Source organism: Actinophytocola sp., from assembly GCF_050699935.1.
Classification (GTDB): domain Bacteria; phylum Actinomycetota; class Actinomycetes; order Mycobacteriales; family Pseudonocardiaceae; genus Actinophytocola.
Genome location: NZ_JBOHGB010000029.1, coordinates 41,753 through 59,987, shown reverse-complemented (window position 1 = coordinate 59,987; position 18,235 = coordinate 41,753). Strand labels below are relative to the sequence as shown.

General features: G+C 71.8%; 16 protein-coding genes. 14 read left to right on the top strand and 2 right to left on the bottom strand.

From position 1 onward, the window contains the following. Positions 1-1,079: 1,079 nt before the first annotated feature. The gene (locus tag ACRDTB_RS12965) at positions 1,080-1,820 is read right to left on the bottom strand and encodes a hypothetical protein (protein ID WP_431430397.1); all 741 of its coding nucleotides are present in this window, start codon (positions 1,818-1,820) and stop codon (positions 1,080-1,082) included. Here ACRDTB_RS12965 and ACRDTB_RS12960 point away from each other — a divergent pair. The 11 genes from ACRDTB_RS12960 (at position 1,806) to ACRDTB_RS12910 (ending at position 13,162) form a co-directional block, all read left to right on the top strand. After that, entirely contained in the window at positions 1,806-2,516 is a 711-nt protein-coding gene (locus ACRDTB_RS12960) for a hypothetical protein (protein ID WP_431430396.1), read from the top strand. The two genes, ACRDTB_RS12965 and ACRDTB_RS12960, sit on opposite strands and share 15 nt — an antisense overlap. Continuing rightward, the gene (locus tag ACRDTB_RS12955; protein ID WP_431430394.1) at positions 2,513-3,469 is read left to right on the top strand and encodes an HAD-IIA family hydrolase; all 957 of its coding nucleotides are present in this window, start codon (positions 2,513-2,515) and stop codon (positions 3,467-3,469) included. The genes ACRDTB_RS12960 and ACRDTB_RS12955 overlap by 4 nt, the downstream gene beginning before the upstream one ends. Positions 3,470-3,488: 19 nt before the next feature. After that, positions 3,489-3,638, top strand: a complete 150-nt coding sequence (locus tag ACRDTB_RS12950; RefSeq protein WP_431430393.1) for a hypothetical protein — start codon at positions 3,489-3,491, stop codon at positions 3,636-3,638. A 4-nt stretch (positions 3,639-3,642) separates the two neighbouring features. Continuing rightward, positions 3,643-4,440 (top strand): TlyA family RNA methyltransferase, encoded by a 798-nt coding sequence (locus ACRDTB_RS12945; RefSeq protein ID WP_431430392.1) that lies wholly within the window; start codon positions 3,643-3,645, stop codon positions 4,438-4,440. Further along, complete coding sequence (locus ACRDTB_RS12940; RefSeq protein ID WP_431430391.1) at positions 4,437-5,324, top strand: NAD kinase; 888 nt, start codon at positions 4,437-4,439, stop codon at positions 5,322-5,324. Before ACRDTB_RS12945 ends, ACRDTB_RS12940 begins: the two co-directional genes overlap by 4 nt. A gap of 66 nt (positions 5,325-5,390) precedes the next feature. Beyond that, the gene (gene recN, locus ACRDTB_RS12935) at positions 5,391-7,184 is read left to right on the top strand and encodes a DNA repair protein RecN (RefSeq protein ID WP_431430390.1); all 1,794 of its coding nucleotides are present in this window, start codon (positions 5,391-5,393) and stop codon (positions 7,182-7,184) included. Positions 7,185-7,309: 125 nt separating this feature from the next. Further along, the gene (gene steA, locus ACRDTB_RS12930) at positions 7,310-8,494 is read left to right on the top strand and encodes a putative cytokinetic ring protein SteA (RefSeq protein WP_431430389.1); all 1,185 of its coding nucleotides are present in this window, start codon (positions 7,310-7,312) and stop codon (positions 8,492-8,494) included. Further along, positions 8,491-9,432 carry a copper transporter gene (locus ACRDTB_RS12925; RefSeq protein WP_431430388.1) on the top strand — a complete coding sequence of 314 codons (942 nt, stop codon included), beginning with the start codon at positions 8,491-8,493 and terminating at the stop codon, positions 9,430-9,432. Before steA ends, ACRDTB_RS12925 begins: the two co-directional genes overlap by 4 nt. A gap of 236 nt (positions 9,433-9,668) precedes the next feature. Then, a complete protein-coding gene (locus ACRDTB_RS12920; RefSeq protein WP_431430387.1) occupies positions 9,669-11,366 on the top strand; it encodes a CTP synthase in 1,698 nt (565 codons plus the stop codon). Further along, positions 11,363-11,989, top strand: coding sequence for an NUDIX domain-containing protein (locus ACRDTB_RS12915; protein ID WP_431430386.1), 627 nt, complete (start codon positions 11,363-11,365; stop codon positions 11,987-11,989). The genes ACRDTB_RS12920 and ACRDTB_RS12915 overlap by 4 nt, the downstream gene beginning before the upstream one ends. A 186-nt stretch (positions 11,990-12,175) precedes the next feature. Next, on the top strand, positions 12,176-13,162 hold the full coding sequence (locus ACRDTB_RS12910) for a class I SAM-dependent methyltransferase (protein WP_431430385.1): 987 nt from the start codon (positions 12,176-12,178) through the stop codon (positions 13,160-13,162). A gap of 22 nt (positions 13,163-13,184) precedes the next feature. On the opposite strand, the gene eat is transcribed toward ACRDTB_RS12910, so the two are convergent. Further along, positions 13,185-14,630, bottom strand: a complete 1,446-nt coding sequence (gene eat, locus ACRDTB_RS12905) for an ethanolamine permease (protein ID WP_431430384.1) — start codon at positions 14,628-14,630, stop codon at positions 13,185-13,187. A 182-nt stretch (positions 14,631-14,812) separates the two neighbouring features. Between eat and ACRDTB_RS12900 the strand changes: the two genes are divergently transcribed. From ACRDTB_RS12900 to ACRDTB_RS12890, 3 genes are read left to right on the top strand one after another with little or no spacing between them, the layout of a single operon-like run. Continuing rightward, a complete protein-coding gene (locus ACRDTB_RS12900) occupies positions 14,813-16,177 on the top strand; it encodes a glutamine synthetase family protein (protein ID WP_431430382.1) in 1,365 nt (454 codons plus the stop codon). Then, complete coding sequence (locus ACRDTB_RS12895) at positions 16,158-16,877, top strand: gamma-glutamyl-gamma-aminobutyrate hydrolase family protein (protein WP_431430381.1); 720 nt, start codon at positions 16,158-16,160, stop codon at positions 16,875-16,877. Before ACRDTB_RS12900 ends, ACRDTB_RS12895 begins: the two co-directional genes overlap by 20 nt. After that, positions 16,874-18,235 (top strand): aldehyde dehydrogenase family protein, encoded by a 1,362-nt coding sequence (locus ACRDTB_RS12890; RefSeq protein WP_431430380.1) that lies wholly within the window; start codon positions 16,874-16,876, stop codon positions 18,233-18,235. Before ACRDTB_RS12895 ends, ACRDTB_RS12890 begins: the two co-directional genes overlap by 4 nt.

The window sequence follows — 18,235 nt, the reverse complement described above, 5'->3', positions numbered from 1 at the left end:
GCGATGGACAGGGCAGCGGCTTCGGTCGCAACACCCCCCGAGCCGCCGCTGAACGCTCCGACCAGCACGAACAGCGCGATGACGAGCGTCGGCGCGGCGCGCAGGGCCGTCACGACGATCGGGACCGGCGAGAAGGCGGAGGTCGACGCGAGTTTCGCGGCAGCGACCACGCCGGACGCGGCGAGGCGGACCGGTACGGGAACGGCAGGAGCTCTCGCGACAGGTCCGACAAGCGCGACCAGCGATCCACGGACCGCCGCGGTGCCCGTGGTGACTCTCGGGACTCGCGCGCGAACGCCGATCGCCGAGACTATCGAGCCGACGATCGCGGCCGACGCGACCGAGACAGCGCAAAGCACTTCGGCGATAGACACCGCGGCTCGAACCCGCGGGACCACCGAGGCGGCGGCTACCGCGACGGACGCGGCGACGCGGGTCGGCGGGACGAGCGAGGTAGCGGTGGCTATCGCGACTCGCGCGGCGACTCGGCCTGGAGGGACAGCCGAGGCGGGGGCGGCTATCGCGACTCGCGTGACAAGTCGGGCCAACGGGACTCTCGACGCGTAGGTGATCGTCGCGATTCGCGTGATGAGGCAGGTCAGCGGGACTACCGGGGCGGGAGCGGCTATCGCGACTCGCGTGGGCAGTCGGGCCAGCGGGGCTACCGAGGCGGTTACCGTGATTCGCGTGGCGACTCGGAGAAGCGCGACCACCGCGACCGCGACTCGCGCAGCGATCCCAAGCGGCGGGGCCGGGACGGTGACGGTTACCGCGAATCCCGGGACTACCAGGGTGGCCGCGGCTACCGCGACTCGCGCGGCGAGTCGGGCCAGCAGGGCTACCGCGGGGGCGACGAGCGGGCCCGTGGTCCGCGCGACGAGTCAGGCCGGCGGGATGACCGAGGCGGCGGCCGGTACCGCGATTCCCGTGACGACTCGGACCAGCGCGACCATCGGAGCCGCGACCAGCGCGGTCGTGGTACGCGGGACGACGCGGGTCGGCGCGAATACCGCGGTGCGCGTGGCTACCGCGACACCGGGCGGGACGACGCGGGTCGAGGCTTCCGCACCGACGCCGGCTCACGCGAGGACGCCGAGCGGCGTGGTTACCGCAAGGCGGGCGACCGGGACCGGCGACGCGACGAGTCTGACCGCCGAGCCGCGAGCGATCGCGCGGCATCGGGCCGCAAGCATCCGAAGGACCGCGGTCACGCCCGCGAGTCCGGTGGCGAGTTCCGAGAAGTCACAAGAACGACCGACCACGCCGAGGAGTTGCCGAGCACCCAGCCGACCGCTGACCTCGAGCCGGTCGAACCCCACGAGGCCCACGTTCCCGCGACCGACCAGCCGACCGACGAACCGGCGCCGGAGGAGGGTGTCGCTGCTGAGTCCGGGGCCGGGCAGGACGAGCCCCTGGCCGAGCGGGTCGTCGAGGAGCCGGTGCGCGGTCGAGTGGCTGAGTCCGTGCCGGGGCAGGGCATCGCCGGCGAGTCCGAGGTCGGGCAGGCAGAGCCCGTGGCCAGCCAGCCAGCCGAGGAGCCGACGCCCGATCGAGTGGCTGAGTCCGTGCCGGGGCAGGGCATCGCCGGCGAGTCCGAGGTCGGGCAGGCAGAGCCCGTGGCCAGCCAGCCAGCCGAGGAGCCGACGCCCGATCGAGTGGCTGAGTCCGTGCCGGAGGAGGGTGTTGCCGGCGAGTCCGAGGTCGGGCAGGCAGAGCCCGTGGCCGGCCAGCCAGCCGAGGAGCCTGCGCCCGATCGAGCGGCTGAGTACCCGGTCGGCCAGCCAGGTGTGTCGGCTACCGAGTCCGTGACTGGCGAGCACGTCGCCAGCGAGCCGGATCGCCGGACGCCGGGCAGCGAACCCGAGCTCCCCGATGACATCCAGTACTCCGACCTCGATCCCGAGGCTCGCCGGGAGCTGCGCAGCCTCACCAAGTCCGTCGCCGAACTCGTCGGTAGGCACCTTGTCGCGGCGGGGCGGCTCATCGACGACGACCCCGAGCTCGCCCTTCAGCACGCCCGTTTCGCCCGCTCGCGTGCCGCCCGGGTCGCACTCGTGAGGGAGGCGGCCGGGCTGACGGCCTACCACGCCGGCGAGTTCGCCGAGGCCCTCGGCGAGCTGCGGGCGGTCCGGCGGATGAGCGGCGGGCAGGTCCACCTCCCCGTCATGGCCGACTGCGAGCGCGCCCTCGGCCGGCCGGAGCGCGCGCTCGAGCTCGCGGCGGAGGCCGAGGACCTGCCCAAGGACGTCGGCGTCGAGCTCAAGATCGTCGCGGCCGGGGCGCGGCGGGACCTGGGCCAGCTCGACGCCGCGGTCGTCGCGCTGCAGGGGCCCGACCTGGATCCCGCGATCCGCGAGCCGTGGAGCCCCCGGCTGTTCTACGCCTACGCCGACAACCTCGAGGCCGCCGGCCGCACCGAGGACGCCATCCGCTGGTTCCTCAACGCCGCCGAGGCCGACCTCGACGAGGAGACCGACGCCGCCGAGCGCGCGTTCGCCCTGCGAGAAGCCGAATGAGCCTCCTCGACCACTACGACGCCCTCCTCTTCGACCTCGACGGCACCGTCTACCGCGGCGACGCCGCGATCGACGGCGCGGCCGAGGCGGTCGATGCCACCCACCGCCGAGGGGTCGGCGTCCGGTTCGTCACCAACAACGCCTCCCGCGGACCCGACGAGGTCGCCGGGCACCTCTCCGGCATCGGCATCCCCGCCACACCGGACGAGGTCAGCACCAGCGCGCAGGCCGCCGCGAAGCTCCTCGCCGGGAAGACCTCCGGCACGGTCCTGGTCGTCGGCTCCCCGGCCCTCGAGCGCGAGGTCGCGCTCGCCGGCCTGACCCCGACGCGCACGGCCGACGACGTCGCGGCCGTCGTGCAGGGCCTGTCCAAGGAGCTCACCTGGGGCGACCTCGCCGAGGCGACCGTGGCGCTCAACGCCGGCGCGCTCTGGGTCGCCTGCAACATCGACCCCACGCTGCCCACCGAGCGCGGCATGCTGCCCGGCAACGGGTCCTTCGTCGCAGCCCTGAGAACCGCCACCGGGCGCGAGCCGATCGTGGCCGGCAAGCCCGCCACCCCGCTGATGGACGAGGCAGTCCGCGCCGCGAACGCCGACCATGCGCTGGCGATCGGCGACCGGCTCGACACCGACATCGCGGGCGCCGCGGCGGTCGGGCTCGACTCACTACTCGTCCTGTCCGGCGTCACCACCCCGGCCGAGCTCCTCGCGAGCGACCTCAAACCGACCTACCTCGCCGCCGACGTCCACGCGGTCACCGAGGAACCCGGCCGGCTGGCGATCGGGGAGAAGCCCGGCTGGAAGATCGACGACGGTGTGGTCGGCGGCGACGGCGACCCACTCGACCTGCTCCGCGCGCTCTGCGCCGCGCCGGCGTCATCTCTGCGGGCGGGCGACGGCAACGCGGCGGCGGCGCTTCACCACCTCGGCCTCCCGTATGAGCTAGCGTGACGGAGTGCAGTTGGACGGCATGACATCCCAGGATTCGGCGGCCGCCATCGACACCGCGGTGGCCGGCACCGGCGCCTTCGACGAGGTCCCGCTCGCCGAGCACGTCGCCCGGTTCGACGCGGTCCACGTCGCGCTCAACGACGCGTTGTCGCGCATCGACACGGACTGACCGTATGCCCCGCCGGACGCGGCTGGACGCGGAGCTTGTTCGCCGTGGCCTCGCCCGATCTCGCGAGCACGCCTCGCAGCTCATCGCCGACGGCCGGGTGACCGTGCGCGGCACCGTCGCCGGCAAGCCCGCGACCGCCGTCGAGACCGACGCGCCGGTCGTCGTCCGCGACCAGCAGGGCGACGACTGGGCCTCGCGCGGCGCGCACAAGCTGATCGGCGCACTCGACACGTTCGGCATCGACGTCACGGGCCGGCGGGTGCTCGACGCCGGCGCGTCCACCGGGGGCTTCACCGACGTCCTGCTGCGCCGCGACGCCCGCGAGGTCGTCGCCGCCGATGTGGGGCGCGGGCTGCTGGTCTGGCGGCTGCAGGCCGACGACCGCGTCGTCGTGCTCGACCGGACCAACGTCCGCACGCTCACCCCCGAGCAGACCCGGGGCCCGGTCGACCTCGTCGTCGCCGACCTGTCGTTCATCTCGCTACGCCTCGTGCTGCCGGCGCTGCTCGCGTGCGCGACGCAGGACGCCGACCTGCTGCCGATGGTCAAGCCGCAGTTCGAGGTCGGCAAGCAGCGGCTCGGCTCGGGCGGTGTGGTCCGCGACCCTGAACTGCGCGCCGATGCCGTACGTACTGTCATCACGGAGGCCGAGACGCTCGGCCTGCGTGTGCACGGCGTTACCGCGAGCCCGCTTCCCGGCCCGTCCGGGAATGTCGAATACTTCGTGTGGTTGCGTCGCGGCGAAACGGACGCCGACGCGGACGCACTCGTCGAGACCGCCGTTCGGGAGGGGCCGCAATGACCGGGCGCGAGGTGCTCCTCGTCGTGCACACCGGCCGGGCCGACACGCGGCACACCGCGGAGAAGGTCGCCGGCTGGTTCGCCGCCGCGGACGTCGAGCTGCGGGTGCTCGCCGAGGAGGCGCCGCACCTGGACCCGGCCTGCTACCAGAACGTCGTGGACAGCGGGCCCGAGGCGGCGGACGGCACCGAGCTCGTGTTCGTGCTCGGCGGCGACGGCACGTTGCTGCGCGCCGCCGAGCTGGCCCGGCCGGCGGGCGTGCCGGTGCTCGCGGTGAACATGGGCCGGGTCGGGTTCCTGGCCGAGGCCGACTCGAACATCCTCGAGCAGGCGGTCGCGCAGGTCATCGCGCAGAAGTACGAGGTCGACGACCGGATGACAGTCGACGTCACGGCGTTGCTCGGCGGCCGGCGGCTCGCGCACACCTGGGCGCTCAACGAGGCCATCGTGGAGAAGAGCAGCCGGGAGCGCATCCTGGACGTGCGGATCGAGGTCGATGGCCGGCCGGTGTCCGCGTTCGGCTGCGACGGCGTGCTGTGCGCGACGCCGACCGGCTCGACGGCCTACGCGTTCTCCGCGGGCGGGCCGGTGGTGTGGCCCGACGTGCAGGCGCTGCTGGTGGTGCCGAGCAACGCGCATGCCATGTTCTCCCGGCCGCTCGTGGTGTCGCCGGACTCGGTCGTCGCGGTCGAGGTCGACCCGGACGGGCATCCTGCGGTGCTGTGCTGCGATGGCCGGCGGACGTTCGTGCTGCCCCCGGGCGCGCGGGTCGAGGTGGTCGGCGGGGCGAAGCCGACCCGGCTCGTGCGGCTGCGGGAGGAGCCGTTCACCGACCGGCTGGTGCACAAGTTCGAACTGCCGGTGCAGGGCTGGCGCAGCCGCTGAGCGATCTCTCAGCCAATCGAACACACGGTCACCAGATCCCGGATTTCGTCGGTGTGAGCCGATACAGTGCGCGCTGTGTTGGCCGAAATGCGCATCGAGGGCCTCGGCGTGATCGACGAGGCCACCCTCGAACTTGATCCGGGACTCACTGTCGTCACCGGCGAGACCGGTGCGGGCAAGACCATGGTCGTCACCGGTCTGCACCTGTTGTCGGGAGGGCGGGCGGAGGCGTCCCGGGTGCGCAGCGGCGCGCAGAGAGCGGCGGTCGAGGGCAGGTTCGACGCGCCGCCGGGCAGCTCCGCGGCCAAGGTCGCGGCCGACGCGGGTGCCGAGCCGGACGAGGACGGCGCGCTCATCGCGCTGCGCACGGTCAATACGGACGGGCGGTCCCGCGCGCACCTGGGCGGCCGGTCGGTGCCGGTCGGTGTGCTCTCGGAACTGTCCGAGCAGCTCATCGCCGTGCACGGGCAGAACGACCAGCTGCGGCTGCTGCGGCCCGTCGAGCAGCGGGCCGTGCTCGACCGGTTCGCCGGCGAGGAGTTGCTGAACGCGCTGTCGGAGTACCGGCGGCTGCGCGAGGAGTGGCACGCGGTGAGCACCGAGCTGGTCGAGCGGACCGCGCGGTCGCGGGAGATGGCCCGGGAGGCCGACCTCTTACGGCACGGCCTCGCGGAGATCGAGGCCGTCGCCCCGCAGCCGGGCGAGGACGACGAGCTGGTGGCCAGGGCCCGCCGGCTGGCGGACGCGGACCAGCTCCGGGAGGCGGCGTCCGGCGCGGCCTTCGCGGTCAGCGGCTCACCCGAGGGCGATCCGGACGCGCCGGGCGCGCTCGGCATGATCGCCGACGCTCGGCACCGGCTGGAGTCGTCGGAGGACCCGCGGCTGCGGGAGCTGGCGCCGCGGCTGGCCGAGTCGGAGGCGTTGCTGTCCGATGTGGGCACTGAGCTCGGTGGCTATGTGGAGTCGCTGGACGCCGACCCGGCCGAGCTGGAGAAGGTGCTGGCGCGGCAGGCCGAGCTCAAGGGTCTGACCAGGAAGTACGCCGCCGATGTCGACGGGGTGCTGGCGTGGGCGCGGGAGGCCGAGGAGCGGCTGACGGGGCTCGACACGTCCGAGGAGGCGCTGGCCGAGCTGGACCGCCGGCGCGGTGAGCTCGCCGGGCAGCTGGCCGAGCGGGCGCAGGTGCTGACGTCGCTGCGGGTGCGGGCGGCCGACCGGTTCGCCAAGGCGGTCACGGGCGAGCTCGGCGGCCTCGCGATGGGGCAGGCGAATGTCGAGCTCGTGGTGAGCACGCGCTGGTCCGAGCCGGGCGACCCGCACGCGTTGCGGGTGGCCGGCGGTGATGGGGGCGACGCGCACGCCCACGCGGGCCCGGACGGCATCGACGACGTCGAGCTGCGGATGTCGGCACACGACGGGGCGCAGCCGCTGCCGGTGCACAAGGCGGCCTCGGGCGGCGAGCTGTCCCGCGTGATGCTGGCGATCGAGGTCGTGCTCGCTCATTCCGACCCGGTGCCCACGCTGGTGTTCGACGAGGTCGACGCGGGCGTCGGCGGCCGGGCGGCGGTGGAGATCGGCCGCCGGCTGGCCAGGCTGGCGACGAGCCACCAGGTCATCGTGGTCACGCACCTGGCCCAGGTGGCCGCCTTCGCGGACCGGCACCTGGTGGTCGACAAGAGCGCGCGCGGCGGTGTCACCCGCAGCGACGTGCGCATGGTGGCGGACAAGGACCGGGTGGTGGAGCTGGCCCGGATGCTCGCGGGCATGGACTCCACGGAGACCGGGCGCGCGCACGCGGAGGAACTGCTCGGGGTCGCGGAGGCGGACAAGGCCGGGGGTGGGAAGCGGAAGCGGCGCTGACTCGGGGACGGATCGTGGCGCCGGCCGAGTCGGGCTGACGGCAGGGGACACGAGACGCGGTTGTCGCACGTCATCCACGGCGTGGCGAACGGACTATCGTCTGTCCATTTGTCACCATCAGTCCCATGAAGCTCACCGGCCTCCTGCCGCGTTCCAACCACGGCCGTCCTGGGATCACCGGCGTGGCCAGGGTCGACCGGCGCACCGGCGATCTCCTTCGCCGGGTCTCTGCCGGCGAGGTCGTCGTGCTCGATCAGGTCGACCTCGACCGGGCCACGGCCGACGCGCTCGTCGACGCCGAGGTGGCCGCGGTGGTCAACGCGGCTCCGTCGATCTCCGGCCGATTTCCCAACCTGGGCCCGGAGATCATCGTGGCCGCGGGGATCGTGCTGGTCGACGGCGTGGGACCGGAGGTGCTCCGCGCGGTCAAGGAGGGCAGCAGGCTCCGAGTCCACGAGGGTGGCGTCTTCGTCGGCGAGAAAGAGGTCGGCCGGGGCACCGAGCAGACCATCGAGTCCATCGCCGACCTCATGATCGAGGCGAAGGCCGGCATGTCCGCCCAACTCGAGGCCTTCTCCGCCAACACCATCGAGTTCCTGCGCCGCGAGCGCACGCTCATCCTCGACGGCGTCGGCGTCCCCGAGCTGCACGCGAACCTCCAGCACCGCCAGGTCCTCATCGTCGCCCCGGGCCACGGGCACGCGGAGGACCTGCGCAAGCTCAAGCAGTACATCGCCGAGCACCGGCCCGTGCTGGTCGGCGTGGACGCCGGGGCCGACACGCTGCACGACAGCGGGTACAAGCCGGACGTGATCGTCGGCGACCCCGACCGCCTGTCGACCGAGACGCTGCGCAGCGGCGCGGAGGTCGTCGTCCCCGCGCACATGGACGGGCACGCGCCCGGCCTCGAGCGCGTCCAGGACCTCGGCATCGGCGCGGTCACCTTCCCGGCCTCGGGCAACGCGGAGGACCTCGCGCTCCTGCTCGCGGACACGCACGGCGCGAGCCTCGTCGTCACGATCGGGTTCCAGGCCACGCTCAGCGAGTTCCTCGACCGCGGCCGCTCCGGCTCCAACCCGTCCACGTTCCTCACCCGGCTCAAGCTCGGCAGCAAGATCGTCGACGGCAAGGTCGTCGCTGCCCTGCACCGCAGCCGCGTCTCGCTCGGCGCGGTCGTGGTGCTCGTGCTCGCCGCGCTCGTCGCGGTGGCCGTCGCCTTAGCGGTATCGGGCGTGGGCGTTGCCTACGCCGGCTGGGCGGCCGACACCTGGAACAGCTTCGTCACCTGGATCGAGGGGCTCTTCTCGTGATCTCCCTGCGCTACCACGTCATCTCCATCGCCGCGGTCCTCCTCGCGCTCGCCGTCGGCGTGGTGCTCGGCTCGACCACCCTGTCCCGCTCGCTGCTGTCCGGGCTCACCAACGACAACGAGGAGCTCGTCGGCCAGGTCCACGACCTGGAGAACCAGCGCAACTCGCAGAACGCGCGGCTGGCCGACGCCGACAGCTTCGCCACCCAGGTCGGCCCGATGGCGGTCCGCGGCCAGCTCGACCAGCGCACCGTCGTCCTCGTCACCACCGCCGACGCCGACCCGGCCGACCGCGACGCGCTCAAGGCGCTGCTCACCGACGCCGGCGCGCGCGTCACCGGCGAGCTGCAGCTCACCGACGACTTCACCAACCCCGACAAGGCCAACCAGCTCAAGGACATCGTCACCCGGCTCCTGCCGGCCGGTGTGCAGCTGCCGACCGCGTCCGACCCCGGCACCCTCGCCGGCGGTCTGCTCGGCCCGCTGCTGTTGATCAGCAAGGACGACAACGAGCCGCAGGCGTCCCCGGACGAGACCGCCGCCGCGCTCTCCGGGCTCACCGAGGGCGGGTTCGTCAAGACCGGCCAGGACATTCAGCCGGCGCAGCTCGCGATCGTGCTGACCGGCGGCGCCGCGAAGGGCGACGGCGCCGGTGACCGCGCGGCCACCGTCGCCCGGTTCGCCACCCAGGTGGACCGGTCCGGGGCGGGCGCGGTGCTCGCCGGGACCGACGGCTCGGCGGACGGCACCGGCGCGGTCGGCGTCGTGCGCGCGGATACCGCCGCTACCTCGGTTCTGTCCACTGTGGACCACGTGAGCACGCCGGCGGGCCGGGTGGTGACCGTGCTCGCGCTGCACGAGCAGCTGGAGGGTGCGTCCGGTCGCTACGGCAGCGCCGGCAACGCGGAGGCTCCCGCGCCAGGCGCGCCGGCCGAATGAGTAGGCCAGGAAGGACGCCTTGCTGACGTTCAACGTCAGCAAGGCGTCCTTCCTGGCTAGAGAATCGCGGGGTAACGCAGCGTCACCTGAGTCAGGTGCGACCGCGTGTCGGGAGAGGATCGGCCGAGCAGGTGATACGGTGAAACCCCGTGGAGAGTCAGGCGGGTAGTCCCACTTCGAACGGTATCGCCAGCAACGGTCACGGACCGAAGGTCAGTCCACGGGGGGCGTCTCTGGTGCAACACTCACGCACGACCAAATATGTGTTCGTGACCGGTGGGGTTGCGTCGTCCCTCGGCAAAGGGCTTACCGCGTCCAGCCTCGGTCAGCTGCTCACGGCCCGCGGGCTGTGGGTCACGATGCAGAAGCTCGACCCGTACCTCAATGTGGACCCGGGCACGATGAACCCGTTCCAGCACGGCGAGGTGTTCGTCACCGAGGACGGCGCGGAGACCGACCTCGACGTCGGGCACTACGAGCGGTTCCTCGACCGCGACCTCGCCGGGCGGGCGAACGTCACCACCGGCCAGGTGTACTCCACGGTGATCGCCAAGGAGCGCCGCGGCGAGTATCTCGGCGACACCGTCCAGGTCATCCCGCACATCACCGACGAGATCAAGGCACGCATCCGAGGCATGGCCGAGCCGGGGGACGACCAGCTCGCGCCGGACGTCGTGATCACCGAGATCGGCGGCACCGTCGGTGACATCGAGTCGCTGCCCTTCCTCGAGGCCGCCCGCCAGGTGCGCCACGATGTCGGCCGGGACAACTGCTTCTTCCTGCATGTGTCGCTGGTGCCCTACCTCGCGCCGTCCGGGGAGCTCAAGACCAAGCCGACGCAGCACTCGGTGGCCGCGCTGCGCAACATCGGCATCCAGCCCGACGCCGTCGTGTGCCGGGCCGACCGCGAGATTCCGAGCGGGCTCAAGCGAAAGATCGCGCTGATGTGCGATGTGGACATCGACGCGGTGGTGGCCGCGCCCGACGCCCCGTCCATCTACGACATCCCGAAGGTGCTGCACAGCGAGGGCCTGGACGCCTACGTCGTGCGCCGGCTGGGGCTGCCGTTCCGGGACGTGGACTGGACCGTGTGGGGCGACCTGCTGTCGCGTGTGCACAGTCCCAAGGAGACGGTCCGAATCGGCGTCGTCGGAAAGTACGTCGACCTGCCCGACGCGTACCTGTCGGTCACGGAGGCGTTGCGGGCCGGCGGGTTCGCCCACCGGGCCAAGGTCGAGGTCGTCTGGGTCGCCTCGGACACCTGCGAGACGCCGGCCGGCGCCACCGCCCAGCTGTCCGGTTTGGACGGTGTGCTGATTCCCGGTGGGTTCGGGGTGCGCGGCATCGAGGGCAAGATCGGCGCGATCCACCACGCCCGCGTGCACGGTATTCCCGTGCTGGGCCTGTGCCTCGGCCTGCAGTGCATGGTCATCGAGACCGCGCGGAACCTGGCCGGCATCGCGGACGCGAACTCCTCGGAGTTCGACGAGACCACCAAGAACCCGGTGATCAGCACGATGGCCGACCAGCAGGACGTGGTCGCCGGTGAGCGCGACATGGGCGGCACGATGCGCCTGGGTGCCTATCCGGCGAGGCTCGTGGCGGGGTCGGTGGTGGCCACCGCGTACGGCACCCGTGAGGTGTCCGAGCGGCATCGGCACCGCTACGAGGTGAACAACGCCTACCGCACCAAGCTCGCCAAGGCGGGCGTCCGGTTCTCCGGCCTGTCGCCCGACGAGTACCTGGTCGAGTTCGTCGAGCTGCCGGCCGACGTGCACCCGTTCTTCGTCGGCACGCAGGCGCACCCCGAGCTGAAGAGCCGTCCGACCCGTCCGCACCCGCTGTTCACCGGGTTCGTGCAGGCGGCGCTGGCCTACCGGGCCGCCGAGCGGTTGCCCGTCGAGCTGCCGGAGCCACTGGGAGCGCGCTCTTGACCGAACCGGGGCGGCACAACTTCGAGGTTCTGTCCACAGAGGACGTATATGACGGTCGGATCATCGCGGTCCGGGTGGACGAGCTGGCGATGCCCGGTGGCGGCCGGGCCAAGCGCGAGGTCGTCGAGCACCTCGGCGCGGTCGCGATACTGGCGCTCGACGAGGACGACCACGTCATGCTGATCCACCAGTACCGCCACCCCATCGGCAGGCGGAACTGGGAGCTGCCCGCCGGCCTGCTCGACAGGGTGGGGGAGGACCCGGTCGAAACCGCCCGGCGCGAGCTGGTCGAGGAGGTCGGGCTGGCCGCGGCCGACTGGTCGGTGCTCGTGGACGTGGCCGCCTCGCCGGGGTTCACCGACGAGGTCGTGCGCGTGTACCTGGCCACCGACCTCGCGACGGTCGAGCGACAGGCGGAGGGTGAGGAGGAGGCGGACCTGGTGGCCCGCCGCTTCCCCCTCGACGAGGCGGTGCGCATGATCCTCGCGGGCGAGATCGTGAACGCCGCCGCGATCGGTGGCCTGCTCGCCGCCCACGCGATACGCACGCTCGGCGCCCCGGTCCGCGCGGCCGACGCCCCGTGGCGCGACCTGCCGACCCACTTACCCAGCCGCAGGCGGTGAGGCCAGGCCGGCCCGAGCTACCCGTGCCGGTGCGACGCCGACAGCTCCAGGGCGCGGTTGCTCTGGTGGCAACCGGGTGTTGTATCGAGCGACGGTAGCGGTCAAGGTGGGTGGCATTCACTTGCCTTGGAGGCCGCAATGACCGTGATATTGCCTCGCAGCTCACGGGATTCCCGCCCTTCCGCGGTGTTCGACTGGCCGGTCGAATTCGAGCGAATTCCGGATGAGGAGTGGGTCCGCCAACCGCTGGATCGGTTCGGGCTCAACTACGACAACGTCGGCCGGCACGGCTGGTACAAGAACCTGGAACCCACTGTCGCGCAGGCACTTTCCGCACTGGACGACGACAAGGTGCTCGTCGACTACTCGGCCGGCACCGGACTCCTGACGAAGCGCATCCTGGCGAACGTCAGCTATCCGGTGGGCATCCTCAACGTCGACGCCTCACCGAAGTTCCTGCGGGTGGCGGTCGAACACTTCCGCGACGACGAGCGGGTCGCCTTTCGGCTGCTGAGTTTCTCGAAAGTCGAGAAGCGACTCCGGCTGCTCGACGAGGTGGTCGAGCCGGCACTGCTCGACCGGGGGGTCGATGTCCTCACCTCCACCAACGCCATCCACCTCTACGGCGATCTCACCGCGACGCTGGAGTCGTGGTCCCGCGCCATGCGACCCGGCGGGATGGTGTTCGTCGGGTCGGCCAACATACGCAATCCCAATGGCCGCCCCGGTGACTGGATCATCGACGAGACGGTGGCCGCGGTCAACGAGATCGCCGCGACGCTGGTTCGCCGGGAGCCGGCGTTCGAGCGGTACCGCGACGTCCTCGACGACAGCGGGCGGATGGCCAAGCACACGAGGTTGCGGGAGAAGGTGTTCGTGCCCGTCCGGCCGCTCGAGCTCTACCTCGACGCGTTCGCCGACGCGGGATTCACCGTGCTGCACGTGTTCGACGAGACCATCTTCGCCAGGGTCGACGAGTGGTACCAGCTGCTGGGCAACTACCACGACGGGGTGCTCAGCTGGATCGGCGGCTCGCGACGGGTGGAGGGGCACGAGCCGACCGAGACCGCCGTGCGGGACCGGATGTTCCTGATCCGGTACAGCCTGGAGAAGCTGTTCGAGGCGCAGACCTCCTTCCCGTGCACGTGGACCTACCTCACCTGCCGGCGGTAGGTGAGGTAGGTCGGCGCCCCGGTCAGTCCGCGAGCTCGGACTCCGCAGCCTTGATCGCCGCGAACTCCTCCTCCGGCGCGTTGGCCACCAGGCGGTGGCGGCTGTAGAGGTAGAAGTAGAGGAGCGCGGCCACGAGGATGCCGGCGGTGATCGCCGCGGCCAGCTCGTCGACGAAGAACGTCGCGATCACCGCGGCCACCGCGAGCACGGCGGCGACGCCGGTGGTCACCACGCCGCCGGGCGTGCGGTACGGGCGCTCGAGCCCCGGCTCGCGGTAGCGCAGCACGATGTGCGACACGTTCAGCAGCACGTACGACACGGTCGCGCCGAACACCGCGATGTTGATCAGGAGCGCGCCGTCCATCGTGGCGGTCGCGAGGACGAAGCCGACGGTGCCGGGCACGATCAGCGCGAGGTACGGCGTCTTCCGCTTGCCGGTCATCGACAGCCACCGCGGCAGGTAGCCGGCCCGGGACAGGGCGAACAGCTGCCGCGAGTACGCGTAGATGATCGAGAAGAAGCTCGCGATCAGGCCGGCGAGACCGGCGTAGTTGACGAACTGGGCGAGGAAGTTGTCGCCGCCGTAGGCCGCGCGGATCGCCTCGGGCAGCGGGTTGTCCGAGCCCGAGATCGCGCTCGATCCCGCCGCTCCCGGCGCGATGACCAGCATCAACCCCGCGAAGACCAGCAGGATCGCCATCGCCGCGATGATGCCGCGCGGCAGGTTGCGGTGCGGTTCACCGGCCTCCTCGGCGGCCAGCGGCACGCCCTCGACGGCGAGGAAGAACCAGATGCCGTACACGAACGCCGCGAGCACGCCGGCGATGCCGAACGGCAGGAACGTCGAGCCGCCCGCCTCGGGAACGATGTCGAACAGCTTGTCCCCGTCGAACTTTCCGATCATTCCGACGGAGAACACGACGAGCGCGACGACCGCCACGATGGTGATCGCGAACATGACCCGCAGCGCCTCGCCGACGCCCCACAGGTGCAGGCCGATGAAGATCAGGTAGCAGACCAGGAACACCGGCCACCCGCTGGTGAGCCCGAACAGTCCGAGCGCCTCGACGTACCCGCCGATGAACACCGCGATGGCCGCCGGTGCGATCGCGTACTCGATGAGGATCGCGGTCCCGGTGGCGAACCCGCCGGTCGGGCCGAGGGCACGGCGGGCGAAGCCGTAGCCCGCGCCCGCGACCGGCATCGCCGACGCCATCTCGGCCAGGCCGAACACCATGCACGTGTACATCACGGCCATCAGCACGGTCGCGATCAGCAGCCCGCCCCAGCCGCCCTCGGCGAGGCCGAAGTTCCACCCGGCGAAGTCCCCGGAGATGACGTAGGCGACGCCGAGCCCGGCCAGCAGCACCCAGCCGGCGGCACCCCTGCGCAGCTGCCGGTGCTCGAGATAGCTCGCCTCGACAGTCTGGTACTCGACGCCCTCGGGCCCTCGTTGTGGTGTCGACATGAGATGCTCCCTGCGCGATGTCCAATGGGCCAGCATCAGTCCTTTGAGCTTGTCGCAGCGTGATCCTGATTGCCCAAGGTGTCAAGACCCGCTTTGCGTCGCCGGTAGCGTTTGACACCCTCTCGGGCGCACGTGTGGAATGGCGTCAATGGGTCAGCCCTGGTCCTTTGGAGGTCGGTCTCATGGGGCACCGCGACGGTCTGCTCACCCTCGAACGGCTGCGTGAGCTGGTGGACGAGGGCGCGGTCGACACCGTGCTCGTGGCGATGACCGACATGCAGGGCCGGCTGCAGGGCAAGCGGTGCGCCGCCGAGTACTTCCTGAACGAGGTCGTCCGGCACGCCACCGAGGCCTGCAACTACCTGCTCGCAGTCGACGTCGAGATGAACACCGTCGACGGGTACACCATGTCCTCCTGGGACCGGGGCTACGGCGACTTCGTGCTCCGGCCCGACATGTCGACGCTGCGCCTGGTGCCGTGGCACCCCGGAACCGCGCTGGTGCTCGCCGACATCGAGTGGGTGGAGGGCGGTCCGGTGCCGGCCTCGCCGCGCCAGGTGCTGCGCCGCCAGCTCGACCGGCTCGCCGAGCGAGACCTCACCGCGTACGTCGGCACCGAGCTCGAGTTCATCGTGTTCGACGACTCCTACGAGCAGGCGTGGGACAAGGCCTACCGAGACCTGGCCCCGGCCAACCAGTACAACGTGGACTACTCGATGCTCGGCACCGGCCGGCTCGAGCCGCTGCTGCGAGCCATCCGCAACGGCATGTCCGGTGCCGGCATGTACGTCGAGTCCGCGAAGGGCGAGTGCAACCCCGGCCAGCACGAGATCGCCTTCCGCTACGCCGACGCGATGTCCACATGTGACAACCACAGCGTCTACAAGACCGGTGCCAAGGAGATCGCCGCGCAGTACGGCAAGAGCCTGACGTTCATGGCGAAGTACAACGAGCGCGAGGGCAACTCGTGCCACGTCCACATCTCGCTTCGCGGCACCGACGGCTCGGCCGTGCTCGCCGGTGACGGGCCGCACGGGTTCTCTCCGCTGATGGAGCACTTCCTCGCCGGGCAGCAGGCGCTGCTGCGCGAGCTCACGTACTTCTTCGCGCCGAACATCAACTCCTACAAGCGGTTCGCGGCCGGCAGCTTCGCGCCGACCACGGTCGCATGGGGCATCGACAACCGCACCTGCTCGCTGCGCGTGGTCGGTCACGGCGACTCGCTGCGGGTGGAGAACCGGGTGCCGGGCGGCGACGTGAACCCCTACCTCGCGGTCGCGGCGCTGGTCGCGGCGGGTCTGCACGGCATCGAGAACGAGCTGCCGCTGGATCCGGAGCTGACCGGCAACGCCTACGCCGTCGACCGGCCGGAGGTGCCCAAGACGCTGCGCGCCGCCGCCGAGCGGCTCGCGGAGAGCAAGCACGCCCGCGCCGCGTTCGGCGACGAGGTCGTCGACCACTACCTGAACAACGCGCGTGTGGAGCTCGCCGCGTACGACGCGGTGGTCACCGACTGGGAGAAGTTCCGTGGCTTCGAGCGCCTTTAGCGCGGCGGCCAGCCCGCTGATCGGCATCAGCACCTACCTCGAGCGGAGCCGGTTCGGGGTGTGGGACGTGCCGGCCGCGCTGCTGCCGCGGGGGTACGTCGACGGGGTGGTGCACGCGGGCGGCACGCCGGTCCTGCTGCCGCCGGTCGGCGGGTGGGAGCCCGGCCATCTGTCCAATCTGGACGGTTTGGTCATCGCCGGTGGTGCGGACATCGATCCGGCGTGCTACGACGCCGACCGGGACCCGGCGACCGGCCCGGCCCGGCCCGACCGGGACGAGTCCGAGTGGGCGCTGATCAACCTGGCGTTCAAGCTCCGCATCCCGCTGCTCGGCGTGTGCCGGGGAATGCAGCTGCTGAACGTCGTGCTGGGCGGGACGCTGCACCAGCACGTGCCGGCCCGGACCGGCACCACCGACCACCAGCCGGAGCCGGGCACCTTCGGGCGGGTGCCGGTCACGGTCGAGCCGGGCAGCCGGCTCGCGGCGGCCGTCGGCGAGCGGGTCGACGTGTGGTGCCACCATCACCAGGCCGTCGACCGGCTCGGTGACGACCTGCGCGCGGTCGCGTGGTCGGCCGACGGGACGGTCGAGGGCGTGGAGCTGGCGGGGGAGGTCTTCGCGGTGGGGGTCCAGTGGCATCCGGAGGAGGACGGAGTCGACCGGCGCCTGTTCGAGGCGCTGGTGGGGGAGGCGAGATGACCGAGGTGATCAACCCGGCCACCGAGCAGGTGGTCGCCACCGTGCCGTCGGCCTCGGCGGTGCGGGCCGACACGGCGATCGAGCGGGCACACCGCGCGCTGCCGGAGTGGCGGGCGGTGGCGCCGGCCGACCGGGCCCGGCTGCTGCGCCGGTTCGCCGACGCCGTCGACTCCGATGTGGACAACCTGGCGACGCTGGAGGTGGCCAACTCCGGGCACACCATCGGCAACGCCCGCTGGGAGGCCGGCAACGTCCGCGACGTGCTGCACTACTACGCGGCGGCACCGGAACGGTTGTTCGGCAAGCAGATCCCGGTGCCCGGCGGCGTGAACATCACGTTCGCCGAGCCGCTCGGCGTGGTCGGCGTGATCGTGCCGTGGAACTTCCCGATGCCCATCGCCGGCTGGGGTTTCGCACCCGCGCTCGCCGCCGGCAACACCGTGGTGCTCAAGCCGGCCGAGCTGACCCCGATGACGGCGATCCGGCTCGGCGAGCTGGCCCGGTCGGCCGGCATCCCGGCCGACGTGTTCCAGGTGCTGCCCGGCAAGGGGTCGGTCGTGGGCCGGCGGTTCGTCGAGAACCCGTTGGTGCGCAAGGTGGTCTTCACCGGCTCTACCGAGGTCGGCCGGCAGGTCATGGCCGGCTGCGCGGCGCGGGTGAAGCGCGTGACGCTGGAGCTCGGCGGCAAGAACGCCAATGTCGTGTTCGCCGACGCCGACCTCGGGGCCGCGGCGGCCGCTGCGCCCTACGGGGTGTTCGACAACGCCGGGCAGGACTGCTGCGCGCGGTCGCGGATCCTGGTGCAGCGCAGCGTGTTCGACCGCTTCCTCGAGCTGCTGGAGCCCGCCGTGCACGGCGTCGTGGTCGGCGACCCGGGGGACGAGAAGACCGAGATGGGCCCGCTCATCTCCGCCGCGCACCGCGAGTCCGTCGCGTCCTATGTGGACGACACGGTGGACGTGGCGATCCGCGGCAGCGCGCCGTCCGGGCCGGGCTTCTGGTACCCGCCGACCGTGGTCCTGCCGCGCACGCCCGCGGACCGCGCGGTCGTCGAGGAGGTGTTCGGCCCGGTCGTCACCGTCCAGGCCTTCGACGACGAGGCCGACGCCGTGCGGATGGCGAACGACACCGAGTACGGGCTGTCCGGCTCGATCTGGACCCGGGACGTCGGCCGGGCGATGCGGGTCGCCCGCGGCGTCGAGGCCGGCAACCTGTCGGTGAACTCCCACTCGTCGGTGCGGTACTGGACGCCGTTCGGCGGCGTCAAGCAGTCGGGGCTCGGCCGTGAGCTGGGCCCGGACGCGCTGGACGCGTTCACCGAGACCAAGAACGTCTTCATCGCCACTGAGGGGGAGTAG